Raw genomic sequence first — 23787 nt, 5'->3', positions numbered from 1 at the left:
TTTTTCGTTAAGCAAAACAGCATTATTCCGTAGAGTCAAAATTCCGTACCAGAAAAAGAATGGCCTTTGCTAGATTTGCAATCGTAAATCGACGATAAAAGTACAATGGCATCTCATAAGCGCGAGCACTTCACCGCTGCCGAGCAGCAACTGGCCGCCGTGGCCAAAGCCCTGGGGCATCCGGCGCGGGTGGCCATTGTGCGGCTGCTGGCCCAACGCCGGGTCTGCGTGTGCGGCGAGCTGGTGCTGGAGCTGCCGCTGTCGCAAAGCACCGTGTCGCAGCACCTGAAGGAGTTGAAAGCGGCGGGCCTAGTGCAGGGCGAGGTGGACGGGCCGCGCGTGTGCTACTGCCTTGATGCGGCCGGCTGGGCGGTGGCCCGGCGGCTGTTTGGCGATTTGCTGGCGGAAATGCCTGTTGCTGCTGCGCCAGATGCCGCTGGCTGCTGCTGAAGCCGAGGCCCTACCGAAACGGCCGCTGTTCCACTGTTTTTTCCTAAAAACCTTATTTCAACCAATCAACGCCATGAAAATTTTCGAGATGAAAGAGGCCCTGAACGGGCTGGCGGCCGTGAACTTCTGCCTGCCCGATGGGACGCAGTTGCCGGCCCATTTCCACGTGACGGAAGTGGGCTTGGTGAGCAAGCACTTTATCGATTGCGGCGGCGTGGAGCGGCGCGAAACGGTGGCCAACTTCCAGCTCTGGGAGGCCGGCGACTACGACCACCGGCTGGCGCCGCAGAAATTCCTGCACATCCTGAAGTTGTCGGAGAAAATTCTGGGTCGCGAGGATTTGGAGATTGAAGTGGAGTACCAGCAGGCTACCATCGGCAAGTTTGGGCTGGCGTTTGATGGAACGGATTTCCGGCTCACGGCCAAGCACACGGCTTGCCTGGCGCAGGATGCCTGTGGCATTCCGGCCGACCAGCAATTTGCGCTGCCGCAGCTGCAGGTAGCGGGCTGCACGCCGGGCGGTGGGTGCTGCTAGCACTACCCTTCACAACGGATTTCCCAGAGACTTATGCCTGATAAAAAGAACATTCTGGTGCTATGCACCGGCAACTCCTGCCGCAGCCAGCTGCTACACGGCTACCTGGCCCAAGCGCTGGGCGAGCGCGCGGCGGTGTACAGCGCCGGCGTGGAAGTGCACGGCCTCAACCCGCGTGCCGTGCGCGTGATGGCGGAAGACGGCGTGGACATTTCGGCCCACACCAGCAACCACGTCGACGAGTACGCGGCCGTGCCTTTCGACTACGTCATTACCGTGTGCGACCATGCCCATGAGGTGTGCCCAATGTTCCCCTCCACGGCCCAAAAGCTGCATCACAACTTCCCCGACCCAGCCAAAGCTACTGGCAGCGAGGAGGAAATTATGGCGCAGTTCCGCAGCGTGCGTGAACAGGTGAAGGCCTACGCGCAGGAATTCGTGCGGGCCGAATTTTAGGGGTAGGGTGCGGGGCTTGCCCCCGCCCGCCGTTGCTTAAATTTGAATCGTTCAACAACGGGCGGGGGCAAGCCCCGCACCCTACCCTGTTAAAGCCTTTCTGCCCTTATGACCCTGCTTCCTCTCACGGCGGCCCACTGGCCGGCCGTGCGCGCCATTTACGCCGAGGGCATGGCCACCGGCACCGCCACCTTCGCCACCGAGCCGCCCAGCTGGGAGGCCTGGGACACCAGCCACCTGCCCACCTGCCGCCTGGTGGCCGCCGATGCCTCCGGCACGGTGCTGGGCTGGGTGGCGCTGTCGCCGGTATCCAGCCGCTGCGTGTATGCGGGCGTGGCCGAGGTAAGCGTGTACGTGGCGGCCGCCGCCCGGGGGCGCGGCGTGGGCCTGGCCCTGATGCAGGCGCTGGTGACGGAATCAGAAGAAAACGGCCTGTGGACCTTGCAAGCAGGTATTTTCCCCGAAAACGCGGCCAGCCTGCGCCTGCACGAAGCCGTGGGCTTCCGGCAGGTGGGGCGGCGCGAGCGCATCGGCCAGCTACGCGGCGTGTGGCACGACACGCTGCTGCTGGAGCGCCGCAGCGCCGTAGTAGGCACCTCTAACCCCGTTTTGGCCTGATGCAACCGACGCTGCGAACCTGCCTGCTGGCCGAGGTGCTGGGCACTGCCATTCTGTTGATTTTCGGGACGGGCGCGGCCGTGGTCGATGCCCAGACGCACGCGCTGGGGCACGGCGGCGTGGCGGCGGCCTTTGGGCTGGTGGTGTTCATCATCATCCAGAGCCTGGGCGAAACCAGCGGCGCCCACGTGAACCCGGCCGTGACGCTGGCCTTCTGGGCGATGGGGCGGTTTGAGGGGCGGCGGGTGCTGCCCTACGTGGGGGCGCAGCTGGCGGGCGCGGCGCTGGGCAGCTTGCTGGTGAAGCTGATTGCCGGGCCGGGCTCCGACCTCGGGGCCACGCTGCCGGCCCACGGCCCCTGGCAGGCGCTGGGCATCGAAACCTTCCTCACCTTCTGGCTGATGCTGGTGATTTTCCGGGTCACCTCGGGCTCGAAAGAAGTGGGCATGCTGGCGGGGCTGGCCATCAGCAGCACGGTGGCGCTGGAGGCGCTGGTGGCCGGCCCGCTCACGGGCGCGAGCATGAACCCGGCCCGCTCGCTGGCCCCGGCGTTACTCAGCGGGATTTGGACGGATTGGTGGGTGTATATCGTGGGGCCGGTGGCCGGCGCGCTGCTGGCCGTGGCGGTGGATAAGTGGCTGCAAAGCCGCGAGGTTGTTCGGAAAGTCGCTGTTTAAAACGTCTGTCATCCTGAGCGCAGCGAAGGACCTCATTGCGGCTACAACCGTCTGAAATTACTGCAAGCTGTTCATCGGTGATAAGGTCCTTCGCTGCGCTCAGGATGACAGGATTTTCGACATTCGAACCAGTTCCAATAACGGCCTGCCCCACTGGCACCGCCGCAACCTTTCGGCCCGACGACCGGTTGCGGTGCTTTGAATCTTACAAGCTACCGCCATGACCACTGCCGCCCTGAGTGCCCTGTATGAGGAGCTGACACCCTGCACCGGCCCCGACCTGAACTCCCTGCTGCCCCCGGGCATTCAGCGCGAAATCGGCCATTTCAACGCGTTTGATTTGAGCAACCTCTGGGAGGCCAGCCCGCTGCGGCCCGCCACGCCGTATGCCTGCCGCTCCTTCTACAAAATCAGCTTGCTGCGCAGCCGCAGCTGCACCGAATACGCCAACCAGACCATCGCCATTGCGCCCGATGCGTTGGTGTTTTCGACGCCCAAGGTACCGTTTCAGTGGTGGCCCGCCGAGCCGCAGCGCGGGCATTTCTGCCTCTTCACGGCCGAGTTTCTACTGCCGGTACTCGGGGGCCTCACGCCGGATGAGCTGCCCCTGTTCCAGGCCGACGGCTACCCCGTGTTTCAGCTAACGCCGGCCGAAGTGGGGCGGGCGGAGGCCATTTTTACTCGCATGCACGAGGAGCTGGCCTCCGACTACGCCCACAAGTACGACTTGCTGCGGGCCTACGTGCTGGAGCTGCTGCACCTGGGCCAGAAGCACCAGCCCGCCACCACGCTGCACCCTGCCCACACGGCGGCGGCCCGGCTTTCGTCGCGCTTCGTGGAGCTGCTGGAACGGCAGTTTCCGCTCGCCACGCCCCAGCAGCGCGTGCGGCTGCGCACCGCCAAAGACTTTGCCGACCACCTGGCCGTGCACGTCAACCACCTCAACAAGGTGCTCAAGGACAGCACCGGCCGCACCACCACCGACCTCATTGGCGGGCGGCTGGCGCAGGAAGCCAAGGCCCTGCTGCGCCAGTCGGACTGGACGCTCTGGGAAATTGCCGACAGCCTGGGTTTCGTCGATGTAGCGCACTTCTCGCACTTTTTCCGGCGCTACGCGGCCGTGAGCCCCGGTGCGTTTCGGACGCTGGAAGCGGTGCCGGTTTGATTTCTACAAGAAGCTGATTGGCGGGTACAACACCGCCGGCAGTGGGCCGGAGGACCTTTGTCGTGTTCAAATCAACACCATCAAGAACCTCCCTATGAGTACTTCCAAAATCGCCCTGCTCACCGGCGGCAGCCGGGGCCTGGGCAAAGACATGGCCCTGAAACTGGCCCAGCAGGGCATCGACGTTATCCTGACCTACCACACGCAGCAGGCCGAAGCAGAAGCTGTGGTGGCCGAAATTGAAGCGTTGGGCCGCCGCGCCGTGGCCCTGCGCCTGAACGCGGCCGACATCAGCACGTTCGAGGCGTTTTTCGGGCAGGTGGCCACGGCGCTGCACGACACCTTCGGCACCGACCGTTTCGATTTTCTCATCAACAACGCCGGCACCAGCCTCAACGTCCCCATTGCCGAAGCGACGGAGGCGCAGTTTGACGACATGCTGAATATCCACTTCAAAGGCGTGTATTTCCTCACGCAACGGGCGCTGCCGCTGCTGCGCGATGGCGGCCGGATTGTCAATGTTTCTTCGGCCACTACGCGCAGCTCCTTCGCGGGCGTTTCGGTCTACGCCTCCATGAAAGGGGCCGTAGAGGTATTCACGCGCTACCTGGCCCTGGAGCTGGGCAGCCGGGGCATTGCGGCCAACGTGGTGGCGCCCGGCGCAGTATTTGGCGGCGGCGCCATGACCGATACGCCCGAAATCCGCGCCTGGGTGGCCCAGGCCACGGCCCTCGGCCGCGTGGCCGAGCCCGACGACATCGGCGGCGCGGTGGCCTTCCTCTGCTCCGAGGCCGGGCGCTGGGTGAACGGCCAGCGCCTGGAGCTAACGGGTGGCATGACGCTGTAAGGTCGTCAGAAACGTAAGTTCACGCTACAAAAAGGGCCCCAGTGCTACGCTGGCGGCCTTTTTTGCTTTACAGCATCCGGGGCGCTTAGTTCGTGGGCTGGACGCCAAACGGTTTTTCGATTTCCTGCGCGAGCAGTGATAAGAAGGTAGTCAGCAGCACAATCTAGTGTTAGATGGCTTGTGAAAAGACACGCCCCGACTAGCCGAGCTTGGCGCTAGTGTTTTTGGTACCACTCTTTAGCTAAACGCCAAGGCTGATATGCTGCCGCCGGCAATTGGACAGCGTATTCATCGGTAGCGTATTCATCGGTTCCTCCCAGTTCTAGCAAAACCGCTGCCACAGCATCTAACAGATACGTAGGAGTTGAGCCCATACCGCATAAGGCCTCATAGGACGGTTCCTCTAATGTTGGCAGCAGTAATGTGAAGCCGCCAGCTATTGTCTTACTTGATGCTTCTACGGCAAAGAAGCCTTGCTCATCCTTTACATATTCGCAGGTGATTTGCTCTGCTGTTAGCTCTTCCAATCGTGCGATGATTGTTTCGACTGTTGGCGGTTCGCCAGTAAAGCAGAATCTCTTTCTCAACAATCCCATACTGTAATTATACAGGAATTTATCATGGAGTAGAAAGCTGCCTTTAAACCTTGCTACCGATTGGCACAATCGCACGATAACGTCTGAACGGTTTTCGCCCGACCTTTGCCCCTTCAACCAACAATACCGCACCCTATGGCCAGCCTCCTCCTCGGCGATTACAACGACCTCGAAGTAGCCCGCGAAACCAGCATCGGCCTCTACCTCACCTCCGACGACGGCGACCTGCTGCTGCCCGAAAAGTACGTGGAGACCGGCACCCGCGTGGGCGACATCGTGCGCGTGTTCGTGTACCGCGACTCGGAGGACCGCCTCATTGCCACCAACCTGCGGCCCCTGGCGCTGGTCGACAGCTTTGCCGCCCTCACCGTGAAGGACCACGGCCCGGCTGGCGCTTTCCTGGAGTGGGGCCTGGAGAAAGACTTGCTCCTGCCCTACCGCAACCAGCGGCGCGACCTGCGCATCGGCGAGCGGGTGTTCGTGTACGTGTACCTCGACGAGGAAAGCGACCGACTGGTGGCTTCCACCAAATGGAAGCAGTTCCTGCAAAACACCCCATTCCAGGGCGAGCCCGGCGACGAGGTGCGCCTGCTGGTGGCCGACGAAACCGAGCTGGGCTACCCCGTCATCGTTAACGGGACGCACCAGGGACTGCTGTTTCACAACGAAGTATTCCGACCTCTGCGCCTGGGCGAGCAGCTGCCCGGCTTCCTGCGCCAGGTGCGGGCCGATGGCAAGCTCGACGTGCGCCTGCAAAAGGAAGGCTACGGCGAAGTAGAATCGGCGACGGATACGTTGCTCAAAGCCATTCAGGCCGCGCCGGGCGGCCGCCTGCCGCTGGGCGATAAAAGCCTGGCCGAAGACGTGTACCGCCGCGTGGGCATGAGCAAAAAGGTGTTCAAGAAGGCGCTGGGAGCTTTGTTCCGGCAGGGCCTGGTGCTGCTGGAGCCGGAAGCAACTATTCTGAAGTAGGGTGCGGGGCTTGCCCCCGCCCGTCGTAGAATGGCAGTCATAAGTCATCACCCTATATTTCGGAACACTCAACGAACTGTTCACCGACGGGCGGGGCAAGCCCCGCACCCTACATGGAACCTGCCCCACAGCGCCGCAGCATCCGTTACCAAGGATACGATTACAGCATGGCGGGTTATTACGCCCTTACCATATGCGCCCGCAACAAAGCTCATTTGTTCGGCAGCCTGGCAACCGGCGGAACAATACACCCATCCCCACTAGGAGAAATCGTACTAGCTGAATTGACAGCCATACCAAGCTATTTCCCAGCCGCCCGCCTTGATACATGGGTGCTCATGCCCAACCATTTGCACTGCATCCTGGTGCTAACCCGGAATAGGGCTGTGTCGGTAAGCACGATAGTTGGCAGCTTTAAATCGCGCTGTTTCGCGCGCTGGCGAAAACAAATAGTCGCAGGTGGTCAGCCAGCACCGCCCTCCTGCTGGCAGCGCGATTACTACGAGCATATTATTCGGGATGCCCGTGAATTAGAAGGCTACCGCAAATACATTCTGGAAAATCCCAACCGTTGGTAAGTGCGGGGCTTGCCCCCGCCCGTCGTTGAACGGTCAGTACCGATACCGTTCAACGACGGGCGGGGGCAAGCCCCGCACCCTACTTCAGCATCGCTCTGCTCGCCAGCCGCTTCAAGTAGCTGCCGTTTCGTCGCGCCGCGTGGCAACGCTCAGCCTTATTCCTTTACCAGTTTCAGCGCCTGCATACCGGCGGCAGTTGCCAGGCGCAGGGTGTACACGCCCGCGGGCAAGCGGCCGAAGCGCGTGGTTTCGAGCGCGGGCTGGCTAATACCGGCGGGCAGCGGCCCCAGCTCCTGGTGCAGCACTTCGCGGCCCAGCGCATCGAGCACCGTGAGGGTGGCCGTGGTGGTGGCTTGCGGCAGCTCCAGGCTCAGGTGCACGGCTTGCTGGTACGGATTGGGCCAGGCCAGCAGCCGGGCGGCCGGGGCATCGAACCGCACGGTGCGCACGGGCGAGAACGTGGCCGAACCATCGCGGTCGAGCTGGCGCAGGCGGTAGTAGCGCAGGCCGGCTTGGCCGGTTTCGCCGTCGAGAAAGCGGTAGCTGCGGGCGGCGGTGCTGCTGCCTGCGCCGGCCACGAAGCCCAGGTTGCGGAAGGCCCGGCCGTCGGGGCTCACCTGCACGTCGAAACCGGCGTTGTTGAGCTCGGTGGCCGTGTTCCAGGTCAGCAGGACATTGGCGCCCTGGCGGGCGGCTTCGAAGCGCACCAGCTGCACGGGCAGCGGGGCGGCCGCATCGCTGATGGCCAGGATGCTGAAGCCCGAAAGGCCGGCAGGGCCGGTGAGGGTGCGGGCCGTGGTGTTCACCGCCGTGTTGAAGTAAGTGCCGTAGCCGCTGTTGGCGCTGTTGCGCTGGCTGATGCGCTGGGCGGCCTCGCTGGCAATGGTGCCCAGCAGGGCCGGGTCATACGCCAGGGTGGGCTGGTAGGTGTAGCCGCTGCCGTCGGCGTTGGCATCGCTAAAATCGAAGTAGGCGTTGGCGTAGCGGGCCCCGGCCGCGAAAGGCGCGGGCGGCGTGGTGCCCGAATAGTAGCGGGCCACCACGCTAGTGGGCACGGTGCCGGTGGGGCCGTAGGCGAGGCTAGCCAGCAGCCGGCCGTTGAGCGAGAAGGTTTGGGCACCGCCCAGCGCCGGCGCGCCGGCTACTTCCAGCGGGTTGGGCAGGACGGAGGCCGACGGCGTTACCTCGTAGGCGCCCAGGTCGGGGGCGCCGGCGGCCACGGTGGTGGGGCGAGCGGTGCCGAGGATGTCGGTATCGACCACGGCCAGCTGCACACCCGTGCCGTTGAGGACGTAGGCGCTGGCGTCGGTGGTGTTGGGCTGCAGATTGGTGGCCGAGGTGAAGGCCGCCGTGTTGCCGCCCGACGACTTCATGGAGCTGGCATCTTGGCCGGTAGCGGCCTGCCAGGCGGCCAGCGTGCTGCGGTCCTGGCCCCCGAGGCGGCCCACGTATTCGGCCGAGCCCGTGCTACGCAGGTCGTAGAGGTTGTAGTCGATGGTGGTGAAGGGGTTGCCGGTGGCGGCCTGCACGTACACGGCGTAGTTGGTGCCCATCTGCCCGGCGTCGGGGTCGGCGGTGGTTTGCACGTTGCTCAGGATGTTGTTGCGCAGGTCGATGCCGCCGGCCCCGTTGGCCACGAAGAGGGCCGCGGCCACCTTGTTGGAATAGGGGTTGTTGGGCCGGCTGCCGTTGAGCTGCACCGAGTTGTTGTAGATGCTGTAGCCCGAGCCGCTCAGCACGCCGATGCCCATCAGCTGGGTGGTGTTGCTGGCTCCGTCGCCGCCGCCCGTCAGGTCGGCCACCACGTTGTTGCGCACCGCGATGTTGGCCGTGATGTTGCCGGGGTCGAGCGAAATGCCCCGCACACCCACGCTGCCGGTGCCCAGGTACTTGAGGGTGACAACCCGGTTGCGGGCCACCACCGTGCCCGGCGTGTTGCTGCCCACCACAATGCCGTAGAGGTTGGTGGTGTTCGAGCTGCCAAAGCTGATTTGATTGCCGCCGATGGTGGTGTTGCTGGCGTTGAACACCAGCAGGCCAAACGAGCTGCTGTTTGTGATGGTGTTGCCTGGCAGCGCAGCCGCGAGGCCGCCCAGCACGTTGCCGTCGTCGTTGAGGCCGGCCCCGGCCGCGTAAATCCCGATGCGGGCCGTGCTGATGGTGTTGCCCCGCAGGGTGTTGTTGGAGTTCGTACCGGCCAGATTGGTGGCGCTCACCTGGCTGCCGTTGATGGCGGCGGGGGCCAGGTAGATGCCATAAGTGGCGTTGGCGTTGGCGTTGTTGAGCGTGACGGTGGCGTTCAGGATGTTGTTGTACTGGCAGCCGTCGGTGGCCGAGTTGCGGAACAGGGCGTAGCCGTACTCCATGGCCCGGTTGTCGCCGCCCAGCAGGTCGCCCGCCGCAATGGTGGGGTTCTCGCCCACGTCAATGCCGTCGAAAGTCACGTAATCGGCCCCTTGCAGCTTGATAACGGCATCTTGCTGGCCAGCGGCGGCCGAGCTCGGCGGCTGCACCACGGGCTTGGACGGGCCCGAGTTGTCGCGCTGGAAGGTGATGGTGTTGCTGCTGCTGGTGCCGGCCGGCGAAATCAGGTTCAGGTTGCTTTCCAGGAACGTGCTGCCATCCTTCACGCCGAGCACGACCGGCCCGGCCACGCCCCGGCTGTTGAGGGCCGAGAAGGCCGCCGTCATCGTGGTGAAGTTGGGCAGCCCGCCGCCGCCGGGGTTCACGGTGTAAGTGCCGTTGAGGGCGCCCACCGAGTAGAAAGCCGCCGTGCTCAGGTTGAGCGTGGCCATGTCGTAGACCGACTGGCGCGGGTAGGCCGCAAAGTCGTTGGCAATCTGCGTCTGCGTCTCGCTGGTGGAGAAAATGTAGTAGTTGATGGACGTCCCCGTCTGCCCCGGAATGGTGCCAGTGATGGTGGTGCCGCTCACCGTCATCGGCACGATGGTGGAGGAAGCGTAGCTGTTGGTGGTGTAGCGCAGGAAGAAGTTTTCGCCGCTGCCGGGCACGGCGCTCAGCGTGGCCGTGATGGTGGCCGGCTGCCCGTAGCCCACCGCCGCGCCGGGCCCCGACGGCGCCCCGATGGTAACCGGGTTGAACGCGGTTTCCAGCACGGCCATGTCGTTGTTGGCGGCCGTGTTATTGGTGATGTTGAACGTGTAGTAGCGGCCACCCGTCACGGCGGGCAGGTAGCCCGGCTTGCCGTTGCCCCCGTTGTAGCGGGCCGAGGCCTCGCGGGTGCCGGGGTCGATGAACTGGTTGAAGCCGACTATCGTCACCGTACTGGCGTTGTCGTAGGGCCGCCAGCTAGAGCTGAAGTCGTTGGTACCGACCATGAAGTTCCATTCGCGGCTGCTGCCGCCCGAGGTGGCCTGCGCCCGGTACTGCTTGAAGCTGCCGCCGCCTTTGGTCGTGAGCGACTGGGCCTGGTAGTTGCCATCGACCACGCGGGTGCCGATGGCATTGGGCTGCTGCGCAGAGGCATGCAGGCTGGTGCCCAGGGTGGCGAGCACGCCCAGTGCCAGCACGCGGCTTCCGGCCGACTGCAGGGCAGCGAGGGCCCGGCAAGGTAAATTTGTACGCATAAAAAACTAGAGGGTGGGGAATAGAGAACGGGGCAATAAGCTTGTGCGCAGCCTGGCCAACCAGTAAAAAGCCAGATGAGTACGCAAATTTAAATCACTGGCCCTGAACGCCAAATGAAGCAGCAGCCCTACAACAAAAAGTAAACCCCGGCATGTTTTCCACCAAAGACAGCTGCCAGTCAGTTGATTACGGCCGTGGCAGGCGCTGCCGACCAGCGCGGGGCGGAAGCGACTGGCTCGGGAGGCCGGTTTCGACAAACGGGCTTTTGTTTCCGTATTCCCAATTCCTCGCTTCTTATCTCGTGCTATGAAAACCGCTTTACTCGCCGGGGCCACGGGCCTCATTGGTTCGCAACTGCTGCCGCTGCTCCTCGCTTCGGAGCGCTACGCCAAGGTGATTGTGGTGGGGCGCCGGGCCGTGCCCATCCTTCACCCCAAGCTGGTGCAGGTGACGACGGAGCTCGACAAGCTGGAAGATGTACGCCTGAAGCTGATTGCCGACGACGTGTTCTGCTGCCTGGGCACCACCATGGCGCAGGCGGGCTCGAAGGAGGCTTTTTTCAAGGTCGATTTCCTGTACGTGGTGCAGCTGGCGGCGCTGGCGGCGGGCAACTTCGCGGCGCAGTTTATGGTGGTGAGCAGCATGGGGGCCGATGCCGACAGCCGCATCTACTACAGCCGGGTGAAGGGCGAGATGGAAGCGGCCGTGCAGCAGGCGCCGTTTCGGGCCATTCATATTTTCCGGCCTTCGCTGCTGCTGGGCGAGCGGGCCCGGCCCCGCCTGGGCGAGCGGCTGGGCGCCGTGGTGCTGGCGCTGCTGCGCCCCCTGCTGCGCGGGCCGCTGCTGAAGTACCGGCCAGTGGCTGGCGCGGCGGTGGCCGCCGCCATGCTGCAAGCAGCCGAAGACGATGGCGGCGGCGTGCGGGTGCACGAGGCGGCGGGGCTGGTGGCTTAAGTCGAACCTGCGCGAGCGGCCCACCGGCGTCTACCCCGTCCGCATCCACGCCCAGGAAGGCACCGTGGTGAAACGCCTGGTGAAGGAGTAGCCCGGCCCGTAGCCGGAAGCAGCAAAAAGCCTCGCCAGTAGCTGGCGAGGCTTTTTTATAGATAATTACTGACGCTTATACTTCTCTTGAGTAACTGCATTATCAATCTGATTTCTAAATCCATTCATCAGTGCCAATACATTATCCAACAACTCAACATATTCCTCTTCATCAATTAAAATATCACGTCCGTGGGCAATTGCATTGCGCTTATCGAGCAATTTGACATCTATTAGATTGCCTTTAGAAATAAAATCATCAGGTTCAAGCCCAAGAGAGAGGATAATATTTTTGAGTACGGTAGAATTAAGATTATACTTTGTATTAACTTCCTCTTTTGACAAGCTAGAGATTCTATCATTCATCCCACCTTCAAAGAACGTCACAAGGTCAATAAGCGAAGCTATGCTATCTGCGTTTACGAAAGATATTTTCTGCCTCAGCGACAAAGCCAAAAAATTAACCGATAACTCGTTGTATTTGAATCTTCGCTTTCCCACAAAATTGATGTATGCTTTCCCGGTATTTTTAACAAATCCTTCCCAATGAGCATAAAGCATTGTTATACCTGACCTTAATAAAACTCGTCGCTTTGATTCAATCGAAGAGTTTGCAGAAATTAGTCCTCTAATATCATCTAATTCCTTTCTACGCCAAGCTATTTCCCTGCTCATAAAGTCGTAGAGCTCCTCTGCAGTTCCTCCTTTCATTTCTTTTTAGGGGTCTTCTTTGCGTTTGAAGCAGCAACCTTTGTAGTTTTTGAGTTTGCCCTAGGCATTGCCTCTGGCTTTAGCATCGAAAACATATTCCTGCCTAGCGGAATAATTGATGGTATACGAGATGATGCTCTTACTCCAGAACCGGAATTGGCTACAAAAACCCTGTTTGACCAAATTTCAGAGATTATTGCCACTAAATCAGTGTCCGATTTATCAACAGCCACAAAATTATACCCAACGCCTAACGCAACAGCTTCGAAAGCAGATAGCAAGAATCCGCCTGTGAATTTATGTTTACTGTTATCGTATTTTCTTAAGCACTCATCCCCAACGCGAGAATGCAGCAATTTGAATGTATTATCAAATGCATCTTTTTCTTTCTTTTTGTCAATGCTACCTTTTTCAAGTAGCTCTATCATTTTATTCGTAAGAAAATCATTGACATCTCCGACCTTTTTAAGCTCATCAGGCTCAATGGTTCTAAACAGAACGAATCTTAAGACTAAATCCATATCGTACTGCTCATCAACTGCCCTATCCGTCAACGAAGTACACGCCTTAAAATGCTCGTTATTTGCAAGCGTCCTTAACCAATCATAAAATTCGATATCCATCATAACCGCAATCGAGTTTCTTACTTCTTGCGGTGACAAAGAAGACCCTCCTGTATTCAAACGTTGAAAAAGTTCGTATTTACTAGTTTCGTTACTCTCCCGAAGAATAATACTTACTGTGATTTTTGTCCTCTTGATAATTAAGCGCTGAGCAACGGTAAGAGAGTTTTCCAACTCTTCATTTTCCCATGTTTTACCTTCTAAACCGGGCAAATATTTAGTTGACATCAAAACCAAAGGCGGAACGAGTTTGCCATTGTTATCTTTCAGGATGCCTAAAAGTTGATAGATGGTGGAGAGGCGTTGCAGCCCGTCTACTACATCCCATACCCCGTCGGGCCGTTGCGCCACGAAAACCTGAGGAATTGGAATACCAAGAAGAATTGATTCAATCAATCGTGTTTTTTGAGATGCGGACCATCTAAAAAATCTTTGAAATTCAGGGTGAATGTCAATTTCTCCCGACTCGTATATACTAATCCATTCGCCAATAGACATGGAGTAACCATCCGTTTTAATTTCAGTACGCGCTTTGTCGATTTGTTCCTGCAGTGTCATAAAATCCGAATTTTGTCAGTTAAACTTCGTTGCTTTAGGAGAAAGGTAAGCATCTATTAATGCAACAATAATCTGTTCGGCTTGCAAATGGTACGGCTAATAGCTCTTAATCACAAAAAAAGCCCCGCCAGAGCTACTGGCGGGGCTTTTCGTTGCTGCTCACGGCTTAGGCAGCGGGCTTGCCGGCCACGCCGGGTTGCGGGCCGCCCCCGCCCAGCACGATGAGCTTGGTGTAATCCTGGAAACGCTCCCATACCTCGTGCTTGGTGGGCAGGCTTTAGTAGCGGCGCAGCGACTTGCTGCGGTTGGCTTGGCCCGCAGCGGCGCGCTGAAACGACGATTGAACGCCCGGAAAGCAAGAGCTTCCGCCGGGCCGGGCGGCAGGGCGCTGCAAATAACCCGGGGAGCATGAGCTACTATCTTAGGGGTTTAGAAGACCGTTTTTCCGGCGAATTCCAGTCCGGATGGGAAGCGCGGGTTGGCCGCCAAACCGGGCTCCCCATTTTCCTTTCCCATGAAGCAGCTATACCTTTTCGCCGCCCTCTGGCTAGCGGTGCTCGCCCCTGCCCGGGCCCAAACCACCCTGTTTGCCGAAGATTTTGAAAGTGGCACCCTCGGTCGTTTCACCGCCGTCAACGCCCAGCAGGTGCCGGCCTGGTATGCCGGCGCTGCCCCCGGCAACGGTCCCCGCTGGGCCGGGGCGGCGGCGGCCTTTGTGTCGGCCACCGGCACCACCTACGGGCCACTGGCCGGCCAAAGCGGGCTGGTTCACTTATACAGCGACATTACGTTTCCGGCCGGCACCACCAAGTTCACGCTGCGCTTCGATTTTCGCAGCCAGGGGCTGCTGGCGGTGCACCTGGCCCCCACCTCCTACCTGCCCACGGCGGGGGTGATGCCCGATTACCTAGCCGCCACCCCGGTCACGGTCAATCTGCAAAGCGGGGGCGCCTATACCTCCACCTACCTGCCGCTTCCGGCCGCCGTGGCGGGCACTACGCAGCGCCTGATTTTTACCTGGGCCAGCAGCCCCGCGGGGCCGGCGGTGCTTCCGGCGGTGCTCGACAACGTGGAGGTAACGGCCGGCGCGCCCGCGCCCCTGGCGGGCACCTACACCCTCAACCGGCAGCTGGCCCGGGGCGCGCGCAATTTCCATAGCCTCACCGACGTCTTCTATCAGCTGAACAACGGCGGCACCAGTGCCCCGGTCAGCGTGGGCATTGCCGCGGGCCAGCGTTTCGACGAGCTCCTGCCCCAGCTCTGGGGCGAGAACGCGCACCCGGTAGTGTTTCAGAAACAAGGAACGGGGCCCAACCCGCAGCTGCAGGGCGGCAACATCGACCTGGTGGGGGCTCACCACCTCACCTTCGATGGCCTCGATGTGGTGCCCGGCCCGGGAGCCGTGGGCCCCGAAGCGGGGTACGCCATTTCGGGCGCGTTCGACCAGGGCAGCCACGACATCCGCATCCGCAACGCCACCATCATCATGCGGCAAACCCAGCCGCATACCAAAGGCATCTACCAGCGCAACCTGCTGCTGGCCAGAAGCGGGCCGGGCGATACGGCCCTCGTGAACCGGCGCATTCACTACGAAAACCTCCAGATTCAGCAGAGCTGCCACGGCATCTGGATAGCGGCCGGCGTGGGCGATGTGCCCGATTTCGACGTGGAAGTGGCGCACGTCACCATCGGCGACGGGACGCCGGGCAACATCGGCTACCCCACCAACGGCTACGAGGCCTACGGAATGTATTTCCTGCGGGTGAACGGCCTGAACGTGCACGACAACCTCGTGCAGGGCGTGGTCAGCCGGACCAACTACGCCGTGGGCATCTACGTGTATGAGTCGATGGGCCCGCTGCCGGCGGTGCTGGCCAACAACCGCATCCGCAACATCGAATTCCGGCACCCGGCCAACCCCGCTATGTTTCCGGCCATGCCGGCGCTGGCCGTGGGCCTGTGGCTGTTGCAGGCCCCCAGCGCCCGGGCACTGGCGGCCGGGCACCCGCTGCGGGTGTACAACAACGAAGTCAGCGACCTGCGGCACGGCCTGGCGGTGGGTGCGGCTATTCCGACCGACCGCAACGGCCAGACCCAGGGCGTAATCGCCACCTTGGGCGGCTTTGCCAGCAGCTCACTGCTCTTCGCCCACAACACGGTGGCCGTGGCGGCCCCGGGCTGGTCCAACTTCAGCAGCAGTGCCGTCATCACGAGCTCCCCGGTTCTGACGCTCGGCACGGCCGAGATTCTGAACAACATCCTGCTCAACACTACCCCGCCCATCGGTGTGCTTACCGCCTCCACGTATCAGTCGGTGCTGAATGTCGGCATTCCGGCCACCCAGGCCGCGCCGCCGCTCACCCGGGTGCGGTCAGACTATAATAACCTGGTACTGGCACCCGGGGGGCAGCGCTTCCTGGGGGCGTATGGCGCCGGCACGACGGGCGGCTCGCAGCAATATGCGTCGCTGGCCGCCTGGCAGGCCGCCGCCGGGTTCGATGCCCACTCCCTGGCCCTGGACCCGCAATTCAGCTCGGGCTCGGCCCCGCTGCGCCCCACCAATGGCGCGCTGGACAACCGCGGCACGCCCCTGGCCGCCGTCTCCACCGACCTCACTGGAACCCTGCGCGGGTCGCCGCCCGACGTGGGCGCGTACGAATTCAGCGGCACGGCTACCTCTGCCGCCGTCGGCCAGCCCCGCCAACCGGTGCAGGCCTGGCCCATCCCCTTTGCTGACCAGTTGCACCTGGCCATTCCTCCAACCTTTAGCGGCCCGCTGCAACTGGTGCTTCTGGACGGGCTGGGCCGGGTAGTGCGCCAGCAAGCAGTAGCCGCACCCAACGAATCGGTGACGCTATCGGGCCTGCAGGCGCTCCCGCCCGGCCCTTACTGGCTGCGCCTGAACAGTGTATCCAGGCCGCCGCTGGTGCAACGTCTGATGCACTAAGGGGCGGGCGGCGGTGGGCGGCCGGTGCATGGGCCTGCCGCGTAGGCGTCGAGTGTTTCTCCGGTTGCCCCGCAGCTGCCGGAGCTGGCCATTTGGTCGTCGCGGCCTTAGCTGGTTGTAGCAAAAAAGCCCTGCCAGTTGCTGGCGGGGCTTTTCGTTTCGCTCGCGGCTTAAGCATCCTGCTTCGCGTCGGGCGCGTCTTTGGGGCTGCCCCCGCCGAGGATGATGAGCCGGGGGCAGCCCCAGAAGCGCGGCCACACCTCGTGTTTGGTGGGCGAAGTTTTGGAAGGTTTGCACGGCGTGGAATTGGTCAACGCCTTCATCACACTATCCAAAAAACGACTAATATTACTGCCTTGTCTTTCCTTTAAAACCAGAAATATGCGCCATAACACGACGAAACTTGCGGCCCTGCTCCTGGCAGCGGCCTGCTTTGCCCCGCCGGCCTTTGCTCAGCCCAAGGCTAAGGCCAAGCCGGCGGCGGCCAAGACCGGCTCGTTTTCCCTACCCTACGAAAAATTTACGCTGGAAAACGGCCTGCAGGTAGTGCTGCACGAAGACCACTCCGACCCCATTGTAGCCTTCGCCACGGTGGTGCACGTGGGCTCGAACCGCGAGAAGCCCGGCAAAACCGGCTTTGCGCACTTCTTCGAACACATGTCGTTCAACGACTCGGAAAACACCCCCGTGGGGGCCAACCGCAAGCTGATTGAGGAATGGGGCGGGCAGCGCAACGGCGGCACCTGGAGCGACGGCACCCAGTACTACGAAGTGGTGCCCAAGGATGCCTTCGACAAAATCATGTGGATTGACTCCGACCGCCTCGGCTACATGATTAAGACAGTGACCACCGACGCCCTGGCCCGCGAGATTCAGGTGGTGAAAAACGAGAAGCGCCAGAACTACGACAACGTGGCCTACGGCTCGGTGAACGAGGTAATGCGCAAGAACCTCTACCCTGCCGACCACCCCTACAACTGGACGGTGATTGGCTCGCTGCCCGATTTGCAGGCCGCCACCCTGCCCGACGTGCAGGAGTTTTACCACCAGTACTACGGCCCCAACAACGCCACGCTGGTAATCGCCGGCGACATCAACATGGCCGAAACCAAGGCCAAAGTGCAGCGCTGGTTCGGCGAGATTAAGAAGGGGCCGGCCGTGCCGGCCCTCAAGCCCCGCCCGGCTGGCCTCACCCAGACCAAGTCGCTGTATATGGAGGACAACTTTGCCCGCCTGCCGCAGCTGCAGATGGTGTTTCCCAGCATTCAGGAGTACCACCGCGACACCTACGCCCTGCAAGTGCTAAGCGAGCTGCTGGCCGGCAACCGCACGTCGCCGCTGTACAAGGTGATAGTGGAGGAGCAGAAGCTGGCGCCCGGCGTACTGGCCTATCAGAACAGCAGCGAGCTGGCGGGCGAGTTCACTCTGCAGGTGCGGGCCAACCCCAACACGAGCTTGCAGCAGGTGCACAGTGCCATCGAGGAAGGCCTGAAGCGGTTCGAAACCCAGGGCTTTTCCGACACCGAGCTGGCCCGCATTCGCGCCAAAATCGAAACCGACCTGTATTCCGGCGTGGAGTCAGTGCTAAGCAAGGCCCTGCAAATGGGCCGCGACAACGAGTTCGCCGGCGACCCGGCCTACCTCGCCAAAGACGCCCAAATGGCCCAAGCCGTGACCCGCGCCGACGTGATGCGCGTGTACAACCAGTACCTGAAAGGCAAGCCCTACGTGATGACCAGCGTGGTGCCCAAGGGCCAGCAAAACCTGGTAGTGCAGGGCGCGCAGCTGGCCACCGTGTACCAGGAAAAAGTGGTGGCCGGGGTGCAGAACGAGGACGTGGGGCAAGGCAAAGAAGCCGTATTTGAGAAAACTGTCACCAAAAACGACCGTTCCGAGCCGGGCTTCCTGCAAACGCCGCTGTTTAAGATGCCCGCCATCTGGAACGCCTCGCTGGCCAACGGCCTGAAAGTGTACGGCATCGACAACCGCGAAATTCCGCTCGTGACCTTCGACGTCACCATTCCCGGCGGCCACTCCCTCGACCCACTGGCCAAGGCCGGCACCGCCTCGCTGGTGGCCCAGATGCTGACGCAGGGCACGGCCAGCAAGACCCCGGCCCAGCTGGAGGAGGCCATCGACCTGCTGGGCGCCAGCATTTCGGTGAACAGCACCGCCGAAGAAATCCGGGTGCAGGCGCGCTGCCTGGCCCGCAACTTTGCCCCCACTCTGGCCCTGGTGCAGGAAATGCTGCTGCAGCCCCGCTGGGATGCCGCCGAGTTTGCGCGCCTGAAAAGCTCGCTGGCCACCAACCTGAAAGGCCAGGAAGCCAACGCGGCCGTGTTGGGCAGCCAGAACTTTAACCGGCTGCTCTACGGCCCCAATCATATTCTGAGCTACCCCACCACCGGCACGCTGGCCACCACGGCCGGCATTACCCTGGAAGATTTGAAGGCGTACTACAACACCAATATTTCGCCGTCCGGCGCGGCCGTGCACGTGGTGGGCGCCATCGACCAGAACACGGTGGCGACGGCGCTAAAGCCCCTGGAAACCAGCTGGGCCGCCAAACCCGTGCGCCTGGCCCAGCAGACCCTGCCCGCGCAGACGCTGGGCGGCAACGTGTACTTCATTGACGTGCCCGAGGCCAAGCAGTCGGTGCTCTACATCGGCCGGCTGGCCCTGCGCGGCACCGACCCCGACCTGACCAAGGCCACCTTCGCCAACACCTTGCTCGGGGCCGGCTCCAGCGGACGCCTGACCCAGCTGCTGCGCATCCAGAAAGGCTACACCTACGGGGCCTATTCGGCGGTGCAGGAACAGCAGGAAATGGCCCCTTTCGTGGTTTCGACGAGCGTGCGCGCCAACGCCACCGGGGCCTCGCTGCAGCTCATCCGGGACTTGCTCACCAACTACGGCCCCACCTTCAGCCCCGCCGACGTGGAAACGGCCAAAAGCAAAATCATGAAGGGCAACACCCTGGCCTACGAAAGCCAGGGCGCGAAGCTGGGCATCCTGCGCCGCATCAGCAAGTTCAACAAGTCGCCGAAGTTTCTGGAGGACGACCAGCAGCAGCTGATGAAGATGAGCGTGGCCGATTTCCAGGCCACCATCGGCAAGTACATGGCCGAGAAAGACCTGGTGTATGTGGTGGTAGGCGACAAAGCCACCCAGTACGAGGAAGTGAAGAAGTTTGCCAACGGCAAGCTCACCCTGCTCGATGCCACGGGCAAGCCGGTGAACTAGGCGCGGGGCCAAGGAGTTAGGATAGGCGCTTCCTGAAAGTCATTCCTTTTTTCCACGCGTACTCCGAAAGCCGGGAAATACGACTGGTTACTACCCCTTCGAATGATGCTACAGCCTCCTAGCGCTGCACCCGCTAGCCTGCTTAATTGAGCTTATTCATCAAAAAAGCCCCGTCAGTACCTGGCGGGGCTTTTTGTTTCTGTCGCGGCGTAGGCGGCGGGTTTGCCACCTCGCGCGCCGCTCGTTACTTCTTCAGAGGGTCGTGGCCCCAGTTCATGAGGGAATAGCGCCAGGGCGACGTCTCCACGTCTTTCTGGTGGTGCGGGCCCTGGGCCAGGTGGCGGCTCACGTAGCTGTGCACCTTGTGCATGTGGGCTTCGTCGTCGGGCGTGAGGTCGGCCTTTTTCTTGTGCAGAATCTTGATGATGTGCTCGCCGGAGTGGTGGCCGATGCTGGTGCCGTCGCCGCTATCCTGCCCCACCGACTTCGATTCCTCGGTTTTGAGCCACTTTTCCAGCTCGGCGGCCGTCATGTTCACATCGTGTTTGAAGGCGGTATAAATGTCGTCCGCGCCGGAAGTTTTGGGGGTTGCCATATTGAAAGTGGTTGTGGGTGAAAGCCTGTTTCTACCAGCGTACTGCTGCCCGCGCGGCGGGGTTGCACCGGGCTTCCGCCGCTTCCCGCTACGGTTGAGGCTTGCGGCGGCGGAGCAGCCCGGGCAACGGGACTGACGCGGTGCTGCGCGGCAGAAAATCCGGGCCCGGCCCTGCGGCACGAACGCCGCGCCAGCCGCGCCGCCCGCCGAAATCCGGCCGTTGGCCGGTGGGGCTGGCCGGTGGCCGGCCGGCACTTCCCGGCGCATCAGTTACTTTTGTCCAACTTTTATCATTCCCAACAACTGTTTTCCCATGCATTATTTACGTCTTACCGCCCTCCTGTTCCTGCTGCTGCCCGGCCTGGCTGCCAATGCCCAATCGAAGAAAAAAAGCGGCGGCAGCGGTAGCAGCGGCAATTCGGGCTATAGCACCGGCATCGGTTTGCGCGGCGGCGGCTGGTCGTCGGGCCTCACCGTGAAGCACTTTTTGGGCAGCGGCAAAGGCGTGGCCATCGAGGGCCTGCTCACGACGGAATACAAAGCGCACGGCGGCCGCCTCACCATTCTGGGCGAGAAGCACCTCGGCGTGGCCGACATCAAAGGCCTGAACTTCTACTACGGCGCGGGCTTCCACGCCGGGGCCTACCAGGGCCGCTACTACTTCGCCGACGAGCGGTTTTACTACAACGGCCGCAAGGGCGACAAGTATTTCCTGATTAGCAACCGCGACGGCTACTACTACGACGAGAACACCTACATCGCCGTCGGCGCCGACCTCATCGCCGGCCTCGAATACAAGCTGCCCGACCTGCCCTTCGTGGTGGGCATCGACTACAAGCCCTTTTTTGAAGTGTTCCACGGCTACACCGGCTTCTACAACGACGCCGCCATCAGCCTGCGCTTCACGTTCTAGTTAGATTTCATTTTGATAAAAGGCCCCTCCAGCTACTGGTGGGGCCTTTTTTTGTTGGGCTGCGGGCCCATGGCGCGGCTACCCCGCTCCGGCCGGTACTGGCGCCCTCCCGGTGCGCCGCCGCATCAGGAGGCGCTGGCGCAGCTGCAGAAACGGCTTTTCTACCACGGCATGCAGCAGTTCTGCCCCGGCTAGCACCGTGGCCAGGCACAGCAGCAGCATGGCATTGCTTTCCGGCTCAATGCCGCGGGCCGAAAACCAAGCCTGCGTGAGGTGAAAAACGCCCTTGTGCGTGAGGTAGATGGCAAACGACAACGCCGCCACCTTCGCCGACACCCGCCATGCCGTGCCGTGCAGCACGCTGCCCGGACTGAGGGCCGCCGCCACCAGCAGCCCATACCCCAGCGCCACCAGCGGAAACCCGAAGATGGACGCCCCAAACGCCTGCGGCTCGCGGCACACCCAAAAGGCGCCGGCCAGCACCACCAGGCCCAGCAGTGCCACCCGATTGCCGTGCCGGGCCAGCCGCGCCGCCACCTGCGGCCGGCAGTGGAACAGGGCCGCAATGGCAATGCCCACCAGCAGGCCATCGAGCCGGTTGTAGGTGGGGTAATACAGGTACTTGTACCAAACCAGCGTGGCCTGCTCGGTGCCCAGCTGAGGCGCCACGGCCCCGTACCAGCTCAGCAACCGCGCCCCGAAGCCCAGTAGCACCAGTGCGGGTAGCACTGCCGCCGCCCATCGGCCCCGGCGGCCGGGAGCCAGCGCCAGCAGCCCCAGCGGCAGCAGCAGGTAAAACTGTTCTTCCACGCACAGCGACCAGGCGTGCGAAAATGTGCCGCTCACGTGCAAATCCAGCCCAAAATTCTGGGTGAAGGTGAGGAATTTCCACAGCGGCGGCAGCGCCTCGCGCTCCCGAAAGGCCGGCACGCCGAAGTACAGCGCCACCACCACCAGGTAGGCCGGCAGAATGCGAAACGTGCGCTTAATGAAATATTCGGCCAGTGAAAGCCGCCCGCGCCGCGCCAGCTCCCGCAGCAGCTGCGCCGCAATCAGGTAGCCGCTCAGCACGAAAAACAGGTCGACGCCGGTCCAGCCAAACTGCCCGGCGGCGTCCAGCCATTCGGGATGCGGGAAAATGCGGTAGTGAAACAGCAGCACCTGCCCAATGGCCAGGGCGCGCAGGTGGTCGAGGCCGGGCAAATGGGCAGGTATGGCAGATGCCGGCGCAGCAGTAGGGTTCGTCATGCAGAAACGCAGCCAGCGGCTGGTGCTCAAAAGTAACCGGCCCTGCGGCTCCGGTCCGTCGGCATCGGCCCATAGCCAAGGCCCGGCAGTATCTCAATATTGCCATCAGCCCCTACTTTTACGCCTCACCCTTGCCCCCCACCGCGCTATGAGCGACTTGATTCAATTCGTTGCCAACTACGACGACCTTTCCACTGACAAAGGCTACCAGTTCAAGTTTCACTGCGACAAGTGCCGTAATGGCTACATGTCGCGATTTCAGCCCAACGCCATCGGCATTGCGGGCAGCCTGCTGCAGGCGGCCGGCAGCTTCTTCGGCGGCCTGGGCGGGGCCGAAAACGCCGCCTACCACATCCAGCGGGCCGTGGGCGGCAAGGCCCACGACGAAGCCCTGAAAACCGCCGTGGCCGAGGGCAAGCAGCAGTTCAAGCAGTGCACCCGCTGCGGCCACTGGGTGTGCCCCGATGCCTGCTGGAACCACAGCGCCGGCCTCTGCGAAGACTGCGCCCCCGACGAGCAGGAGGAGCTGCGCGCCCAGCAGGCCCAGGCCGCCCGCGAGCAAATCCACACCAAAACCCGCGAGCAGGACTACACCCAAAATCTCGATTTCCTGAACCGCGACGCCCTGCTGCAATGCCAGAGCTGCCAGGCCAAGCTCGCGCCCGGCCAGAAGTTCTGCCCCAGCTGCGGCACTCCCGCCACCGCCCAAACCCAGCCCCGCCACTGCACCAGCTGCGGCGAGGCGTTGAAGCCCGAGCAGAAATTCTGCCCCAGTTGCGGCACGAAAGCGGGTTAGCTGGAAGAGTTGAGTTTTGAGGGTTGAATGTTGAGTGAAAAGAACGTCATGCTGAGCGGAGCGCAGCGCAGTCGAAGCATCTCTACCGCAGTAGTAATCCAATCGATAGGCTTGCATTACGCGGTAGAGATGCTTCGGCTACGCTCAGCATGACCGTTCTTTCTTCCTCGTAACTCAACATCCAACCCTCAAAACTCAACCCTTCCCCCATGGCCACCGTCAAGCCCATCCTCCGCATTTTCGACTACGCCAAGGCCATCGAATTCTACCTCGACTGGCTAGGCTTCACCCTCGATTGGGAACACCGCCCGGCCGGCAGCCCCGGCTACCTGCAAGTCACGCGGGGCGACATCACGCTGCACCTCTCCGAGCACCACGGCGACTGCGCCCCCGGCGCGCGCATTTTCATCGACGACTTCGCGGGCCTGCCCGCCTACCATGCCCACCTGCTGGCCCGCCCCTACCCCCACAACCGCCCGGGCCTCGATGTGCCCTTCTACGACCCCACAGCGCTGGAAATGACGGTGATTGACCCGTTCCACAACCGACTCACGTTTGTGGAGCGGGGCTAGCCGGGCCGGCGGTTGAACCCCGACGGCAGTACCTTGTTGGGATATTGCCACGTAA

At 62.0% G+C, this 23787-nt stretch carries 22 protein-coding genes; 15 read left to right on the top strand and 7 right to left on the bottom strand.

Features of this window, described 5'->3' with window-relative positions:
* Window positions 1-105: 105 nt before the first annotated feature.
* From MON38_RS19030 to MON38_RS19000, 7 genes are all read left to right on the top strand, one after another.
* A complete protein-coding gene (locus MON38_RS19030; protein WP_241937748.1) occupies window positions 106-450 on the top strand; it encodes an ArsR/SmtB family transcription factor in 345 nt (114 codons plus the stop codon).
* A gap of 73 nt (window positions 451-523) precedes the next feature.
* A complete protein-coding gene (locus MON38_RS19025) occupies window positions 524-985 on the top strand; it encodes a DUF6428 family protein (protein WP_241937747.1) in 462 nt (153 codons plus the stop codon).
* Between the two features lie 33 nt (window positions 986-1018).
* Complete coding sequence (locus MON38_RS19020) at window positions 1019-1441, top strand: arsenate reductase ArsC (protein WP_241937746.1); 423 nt, start codon at window positions 1019-1021, stop codon at window positions 1439-1441.
* Between the two features lie 108 nt (window positions 1442-1549).
* Complete coding sequence (locus MON38_RS19015; protein ID WP_241937745.1) at window positions 1550-2059, top strand: GNAT family N-acetyltransferase; 510 nt, start codon at window positions 1550-1552, stop codon at window positions 2057-2059.
* Complete coding sequence (locus MON38_RS19010) at window positions 2059-2736, top strand: MIP/aquaporin family protein (RefSeq protein WP_241937744.1); 678 nt, start codon at window positions 2059-2061, stop codon at window positions 2734-2736. The genes MON38_RS19015 and MON38_RS19010 overlap by 1 nt, the downstream gene beginning before the upstream one ends.
* Window positions 2737-2956: 220 nt before the next feature.
* Window positions 2957-3901: a helix-turn-helix domain-containing protein gene (locus MON38_RS19005; RefSeq protein ID WP_241937743.1), complete on the top strand. Its 945-nt coding sequence runs from the start codon at window positions 2957-2959 to the stop codon at window positions 3899-3901.
* A gap of 94 nt (window positions 3902-3995) precedes the next feature.
* A complete protein-coding gene (locus tag MON38_RS19000) occupies window positions 3996-4748 on the top strand; it encodes an SDR family NAD(P)-dependent oxidoreductase (RefSeq protein WP_241937742.1) in 753 nt (250 codons plus the stop codon).
* A 215-nt stretch (window positions 4749-4963) separates the two neighbouring features.
* Here the strand turns inward: MON38_RS19000 and MON38_RS18995 are convergent, their stop codons facing one another.
* Complete coding sequence (locus tag MON38_RS18995; RefSeq protein ID WP_241937741.1) at window positions 4964-5344, bottom strand: hypothetical protein; 381 nt, start codon at window positions 5342-5344, stop codon at window positions 4964-4966.
* A gap of 135 nt (window positions 5345-5479) precedes the next feature.
* Between MON38_RS18995 and MON38_RS18990 the strand changes: the two genes are divergently transcribed.
* Both MON38_RS18990 and MON38_RS18985 read left to right on the top strand, forming a co-directional pair.
* On the top strand, window positions 5480-6316 hold the full coding sequence (locus MON38_RS18990) for a CvfB family protein (protein WP_241937740.1): 837 nt from the start codon (window positions 5480-5482) through the stop codon (window positions 6314-6316).
* Between the two features lie 113 nt (window positions 6317-6429).
* Complete coding sequence (locus MON38_RS18985; RefSeq protein WP_241937739.1) at window positions 6430-6894, top strand: transposase; 465 nt, start codon at window positions 6430-6432, stop codon at window positions 6892-6894.
* Between the two features lie 155 nt (window positions 6895-7049).
* Here the strand turns inward: MON38_RS18985 and MON38_RS18980 are convergent, their stop codons facing one another.
* A complete protein-coding gene (locus tag MON38_RS18980; protein WP_241937738.1) occupies window positions 7050-10481 on the bottom strand; it encodes a beta strand repeat-containing protein in 3432 nt (1143 codons plus the stop codon).
* Between the two features lie 307 nt (window positions 10482-10788).
* Between MON38_RS18980 and MON38_RS18975 the strand changes: the two genes are divergently transcribed.
* Complete coding sequence (locus MON38_RS18975; RefSeq protein WP_241937737.1) at window positions 10789-11436, top strand: NAD-dependent epimerase/dehydratase family protein; 648 nt, start codon at window positions 10789-10791, stop codon at window positions 11434-11436.
* A 156-nt stretch (window positions 11437-11592) separates the two neighbouring features.
* On the opposite strand, the gene MON38_RS18970 is transcribed toward MON38_RS18975, so the two are convergent.
* Complete coding sequence (locus MON38_RS18970; protein ID WP_241937736.1) at window positions 11593-12237, bottom strand: MAE_28990/MAE_18760 family HEPN-like nuclease; 645 nt, start codon at window positions 12235-12237, stop codon at window positions 11593-11595.
* Window positions 12234-13418: a DUF262 domain-containing protein gene (locus tag MON38_RS18965; protein WP_241937735.1), complete on the bottom strand. Its 1185-nt coding sequence runs from the start codon at window positions 13416-13418 to the stop codon at window positions 12234-12236. The genes MON38_RS18970 and MON38_RS18965 overlap by 4 nt, the downstream gene beginning before the upstream one ends.
* Before the next feature lie 514 nt (window positions 13419-13932).
* Between MON38_RS18965 and MON38_RS18960 the strand changes: the two genes are divergently transcribed.
* Window positions 13933-16365 carry a T9SS type A sorting domain-containing protein gene (locus MON38_RS18960; protein ID WP_241937734.1) on the top strand — a complete coding sequence of 811 codons (2433 nt, stop codon included), beginning with the start codon at window positions 13933-13935 and terminating at the stop codon, window positions 16363-16365.
* A 170-nt stretch (window positions 16366-16535) separates the two neighbouring features.
* Here the strand turns inward: MON38_RS18960 and MON38_RS18955 are convergent, their stop codons facing one another.
* Window positions 16536-16691: a hypothetical protein gene (locus MON38_RS18955; RefSeq protein WP_241937733.1), complete on the bottom strand. Its 156-nt coding sequence runs from the start codon at window positions 16689-16691 to the stop codon at window positions 16536-16538.
* A 55-nt stretch (window positions 16692-16746) separates the two neighbouring features.
* Between MON38_RS18955 and MON38_RS18950 the strand changes: the two genes are divergently transcribed.
* Window positions 16747-19608 carry a M16 family metallopeptidase gene (locus MON38_RS18950; RefSeq protein ID WP_241937732.1) on the top strand — a complete coding sequence of 954 codons (2862 nt, stop codon included), beginning with the start codon at window positions 16747-16749 and terminating at the stop codon, window positions 19606-19608.
* Between the two features lie 244 nt (window positions 19609-19852).
* On the opposite strand, the gene MON38_RS18945 is transcribed toward MON38_RS18950, so the two are convergent.
* Window positions 19853-20203: a DUF3140 domain-containing protein gene (locus MON38_RS18945; RefSeq protein ID WP_241937731.1), complete on the bottom strand. Its 351-nt coding sequence runs from the start codon at window positions 20201-20203 to the stop codon at window positions 19853-19855.
* 313 nt (window positions 20204-20516) lie between these two features.
* Between MON38_RS18945 and MON38_RS18940 the strand changes: the two genes are divergently transcribed.
* Entirely contained in the window at window positions 20517-21116 is a 600-nt protein-coding gene (locus MON38_RS18940) for a hypothetical protein (protein WP_241937730.1), read from the top strand.
* Between the two features lie 78 nt (window positions 21117-21194).
* On the opposite strand, the gene MON38_RS18935 is transcribed toward MON38_RS18940, so the two are convergent.
* Window positions 21195-22364, bottom strand: a complete 1170-nt coding sequence (locus MON38_RS18935) for an acyltransferase family protein (RefSeq protein WP_241937729.1) — start codon at window positions 22362-22364, stop codon at window positions 21195-21197.
* A gap of 148 nt (window positions 22365-22512) precedes the next feature.
* Between MON38_RS18935 and MON38_RS18930 the strand changes: the two genes are divergently transcribed.
* Window positions 22513-23160, top strand: a complete 648-nt coding sequence (locus MON38_RS18930) for a zinc ribbon domain-containing protein (RefSeq protein WP_241937728.1) — start codon at window positions 22513-22515, stop codon at window positions 23158-23160.
* A gap of 209 nt (window positions 23161-23369) precedes the next feature.
* Entirely contained in the window at window positions 23370-23732 is a 363-nt protein-coding gene (locus MON38_RS18925) for a glyoxalase superfamily protein (RefSeq protein WP_241937727.1), read from the top strand.
* The last annotated feature ends 55 nt before the right edge of the window (window positions 23733-23787 follow it).

It is taken from the genome of Hymenobacter cyanobacteriorum (assembly GCF_022631375.1).
Lineage (GTDB): Bacteria > Bacteroidota > Bacteroidia > Cytophagales > Hymenobacteraceae > Hymenobacter > Hymenobacter cyanobacteriorum.
The sequence above is the reverse complement of the archived record's forward strand: the minus strand, read 5'-3'. Positions and strand labels throughout refer to the sequence as shown.

Bases quoted from the DNA above. Each gene is read 5' to 3' on its own strand.
- MON38_RS19030 (WP_241937748.1), top strand. From the start codon at position 106: ATGGCATCTCATAAGCGCGAGCACTTCACCGCTGCCGAGCAGCAACTG.
- MON38_RS19025 (WP_241937747.1), top strand. From the start codon at position 524: ATGAAAATTTTCGAGATGAAAGAGGCCCTGAACGGGCTGGCGGCCGTG.
- MON38_RS19020 (WP_241937746.1), top strand. From the start codon at position 1,019: ATGCCTGATAAAAAGAACATTCTGGTGCTATGCACCGGCAACTCCTGC.
- MON38_RS19015 (WP_241937745.1), top strand. From the start codon at position 1,550: ATGACCCTGCTTCCTCTCACGGCGGCCCACTGGCCGGCCGTGCGCGCC.
- MON38_RS19010 (WP_241937744.1), top strand. From the start codon at position 2,059: ATGCAACCGACGCTGCGAACCTGCCTGCTGGCCGAGGTGCTGGGCACT.
- MON38_RS19005 (WP_241937743.1), top strand. From the start codon at position 2,957: ATGACCACTGCCGCCCTGAGTGCCCTGTATGAGGAGCTGACACCCTGC.
- MON38_RS19000 (WP_241937742.1), top strand. From the start codon at position 3,996: ATGAGTACTTCCAAAATCGCCCTGCTCACCGGCGGCAGCCGGGGCCTG.
- MON38_RS18995 (WP_241937741.1), bottom strand. From the start codon at position 5,344: ATGGGATTGTTGAGAAAGAGATTCTGCTTTACTGGCGAACCGCCAACA.
- MON38_RS18990 (WP_241937740.1), top strand. From the start codon at position 5,480: ATGGCCAGCCTCCTCCTCGGCGATTACAACGACCTCGAAGTAGCCCGC.
- MON38_RS18985 (WP_241937739.1), top strand. From the start codon at position 6,430: ATGGAACCTGCCCCACAGCGCCGCAGCATCCGTTACCAAGGATACGAT.
- MON38_RS18980 (WP_241937738.1), bottom strand. From the start codon at position 10,481: ATGCGTACAAATTTACCTTGCCGGGCCCTCGCTGCCCTGCAGTCGGCC.
- MON38_RS18975 (WP_241937737.1), top strand. From the start codon at position 10,789: ATGAAAACCGCTTTACTCGCCGGGGCCACGGGCCTCATTGGTTCGCAA.
- MON38_RS18970 (WP_241937736.1), bottom strand. From the start codon at position 12,237: ATGAAAGGAGGAACTGCAGAGGAGCTCTACGACTTTATGAGCAGGGAA.
- MON38_RS18965 (WP_241937735.1), bottom strand. From the start codon at position 13,418: ATGACACTGCAGGAACAAATCGACAAAGCGCGTACTGAAATTAAAACG.
- MON38_RS18960 (WP_241937734.1), top strand. From the start codon at position 13,933: ATGAAGCAGCTATACCTTTTCGCCGCCCTCTGGCTAGCGGTGCTCGCC.
- MON38_RS18950 (WP_241937732.1), top strand. From the start codon at position 16,747: ATGCGCCATAACACGACGAAACTTGCGGCCCTGCTCCTGGCAGCGGCC.
- MON38_RS18945 (WP_241937731.1), bottom strand. From the start codon at position 20,203: ATGGCAACCCCCAAAACTTCCGGCGCGGACGACATTTATACCGCCTTC.
- MON38_RS18940 (WP_241937730.1), top strand. From the start codon at position 20,517: ATGCATTATTTACGTCTTACCGCCCTCCTGTTCCTGCTGCTGCCCGGC.
- MON38_RS18935 (WP_241937729.1), bottom strand. From the start codon at position 22,364: ATGACGAACCCTACTGCTGCGCCGGCATCTGCCATACCTGCCCATTTG.
- MON38_RS18930 (WP_241937728.1), top strand. From the start codon at position 22,513: ATGAGCGACTTGATTCAATTCGTTGCCAACTACGACGACCTTTCCACT.
- MON38_RS18925 (WP_241937727.1), top strand. From the start codon at position 23,370: ATGGCCACCGTCAAGCCCATCCTCCGCATTTTCGACTACGCCAAGGCC.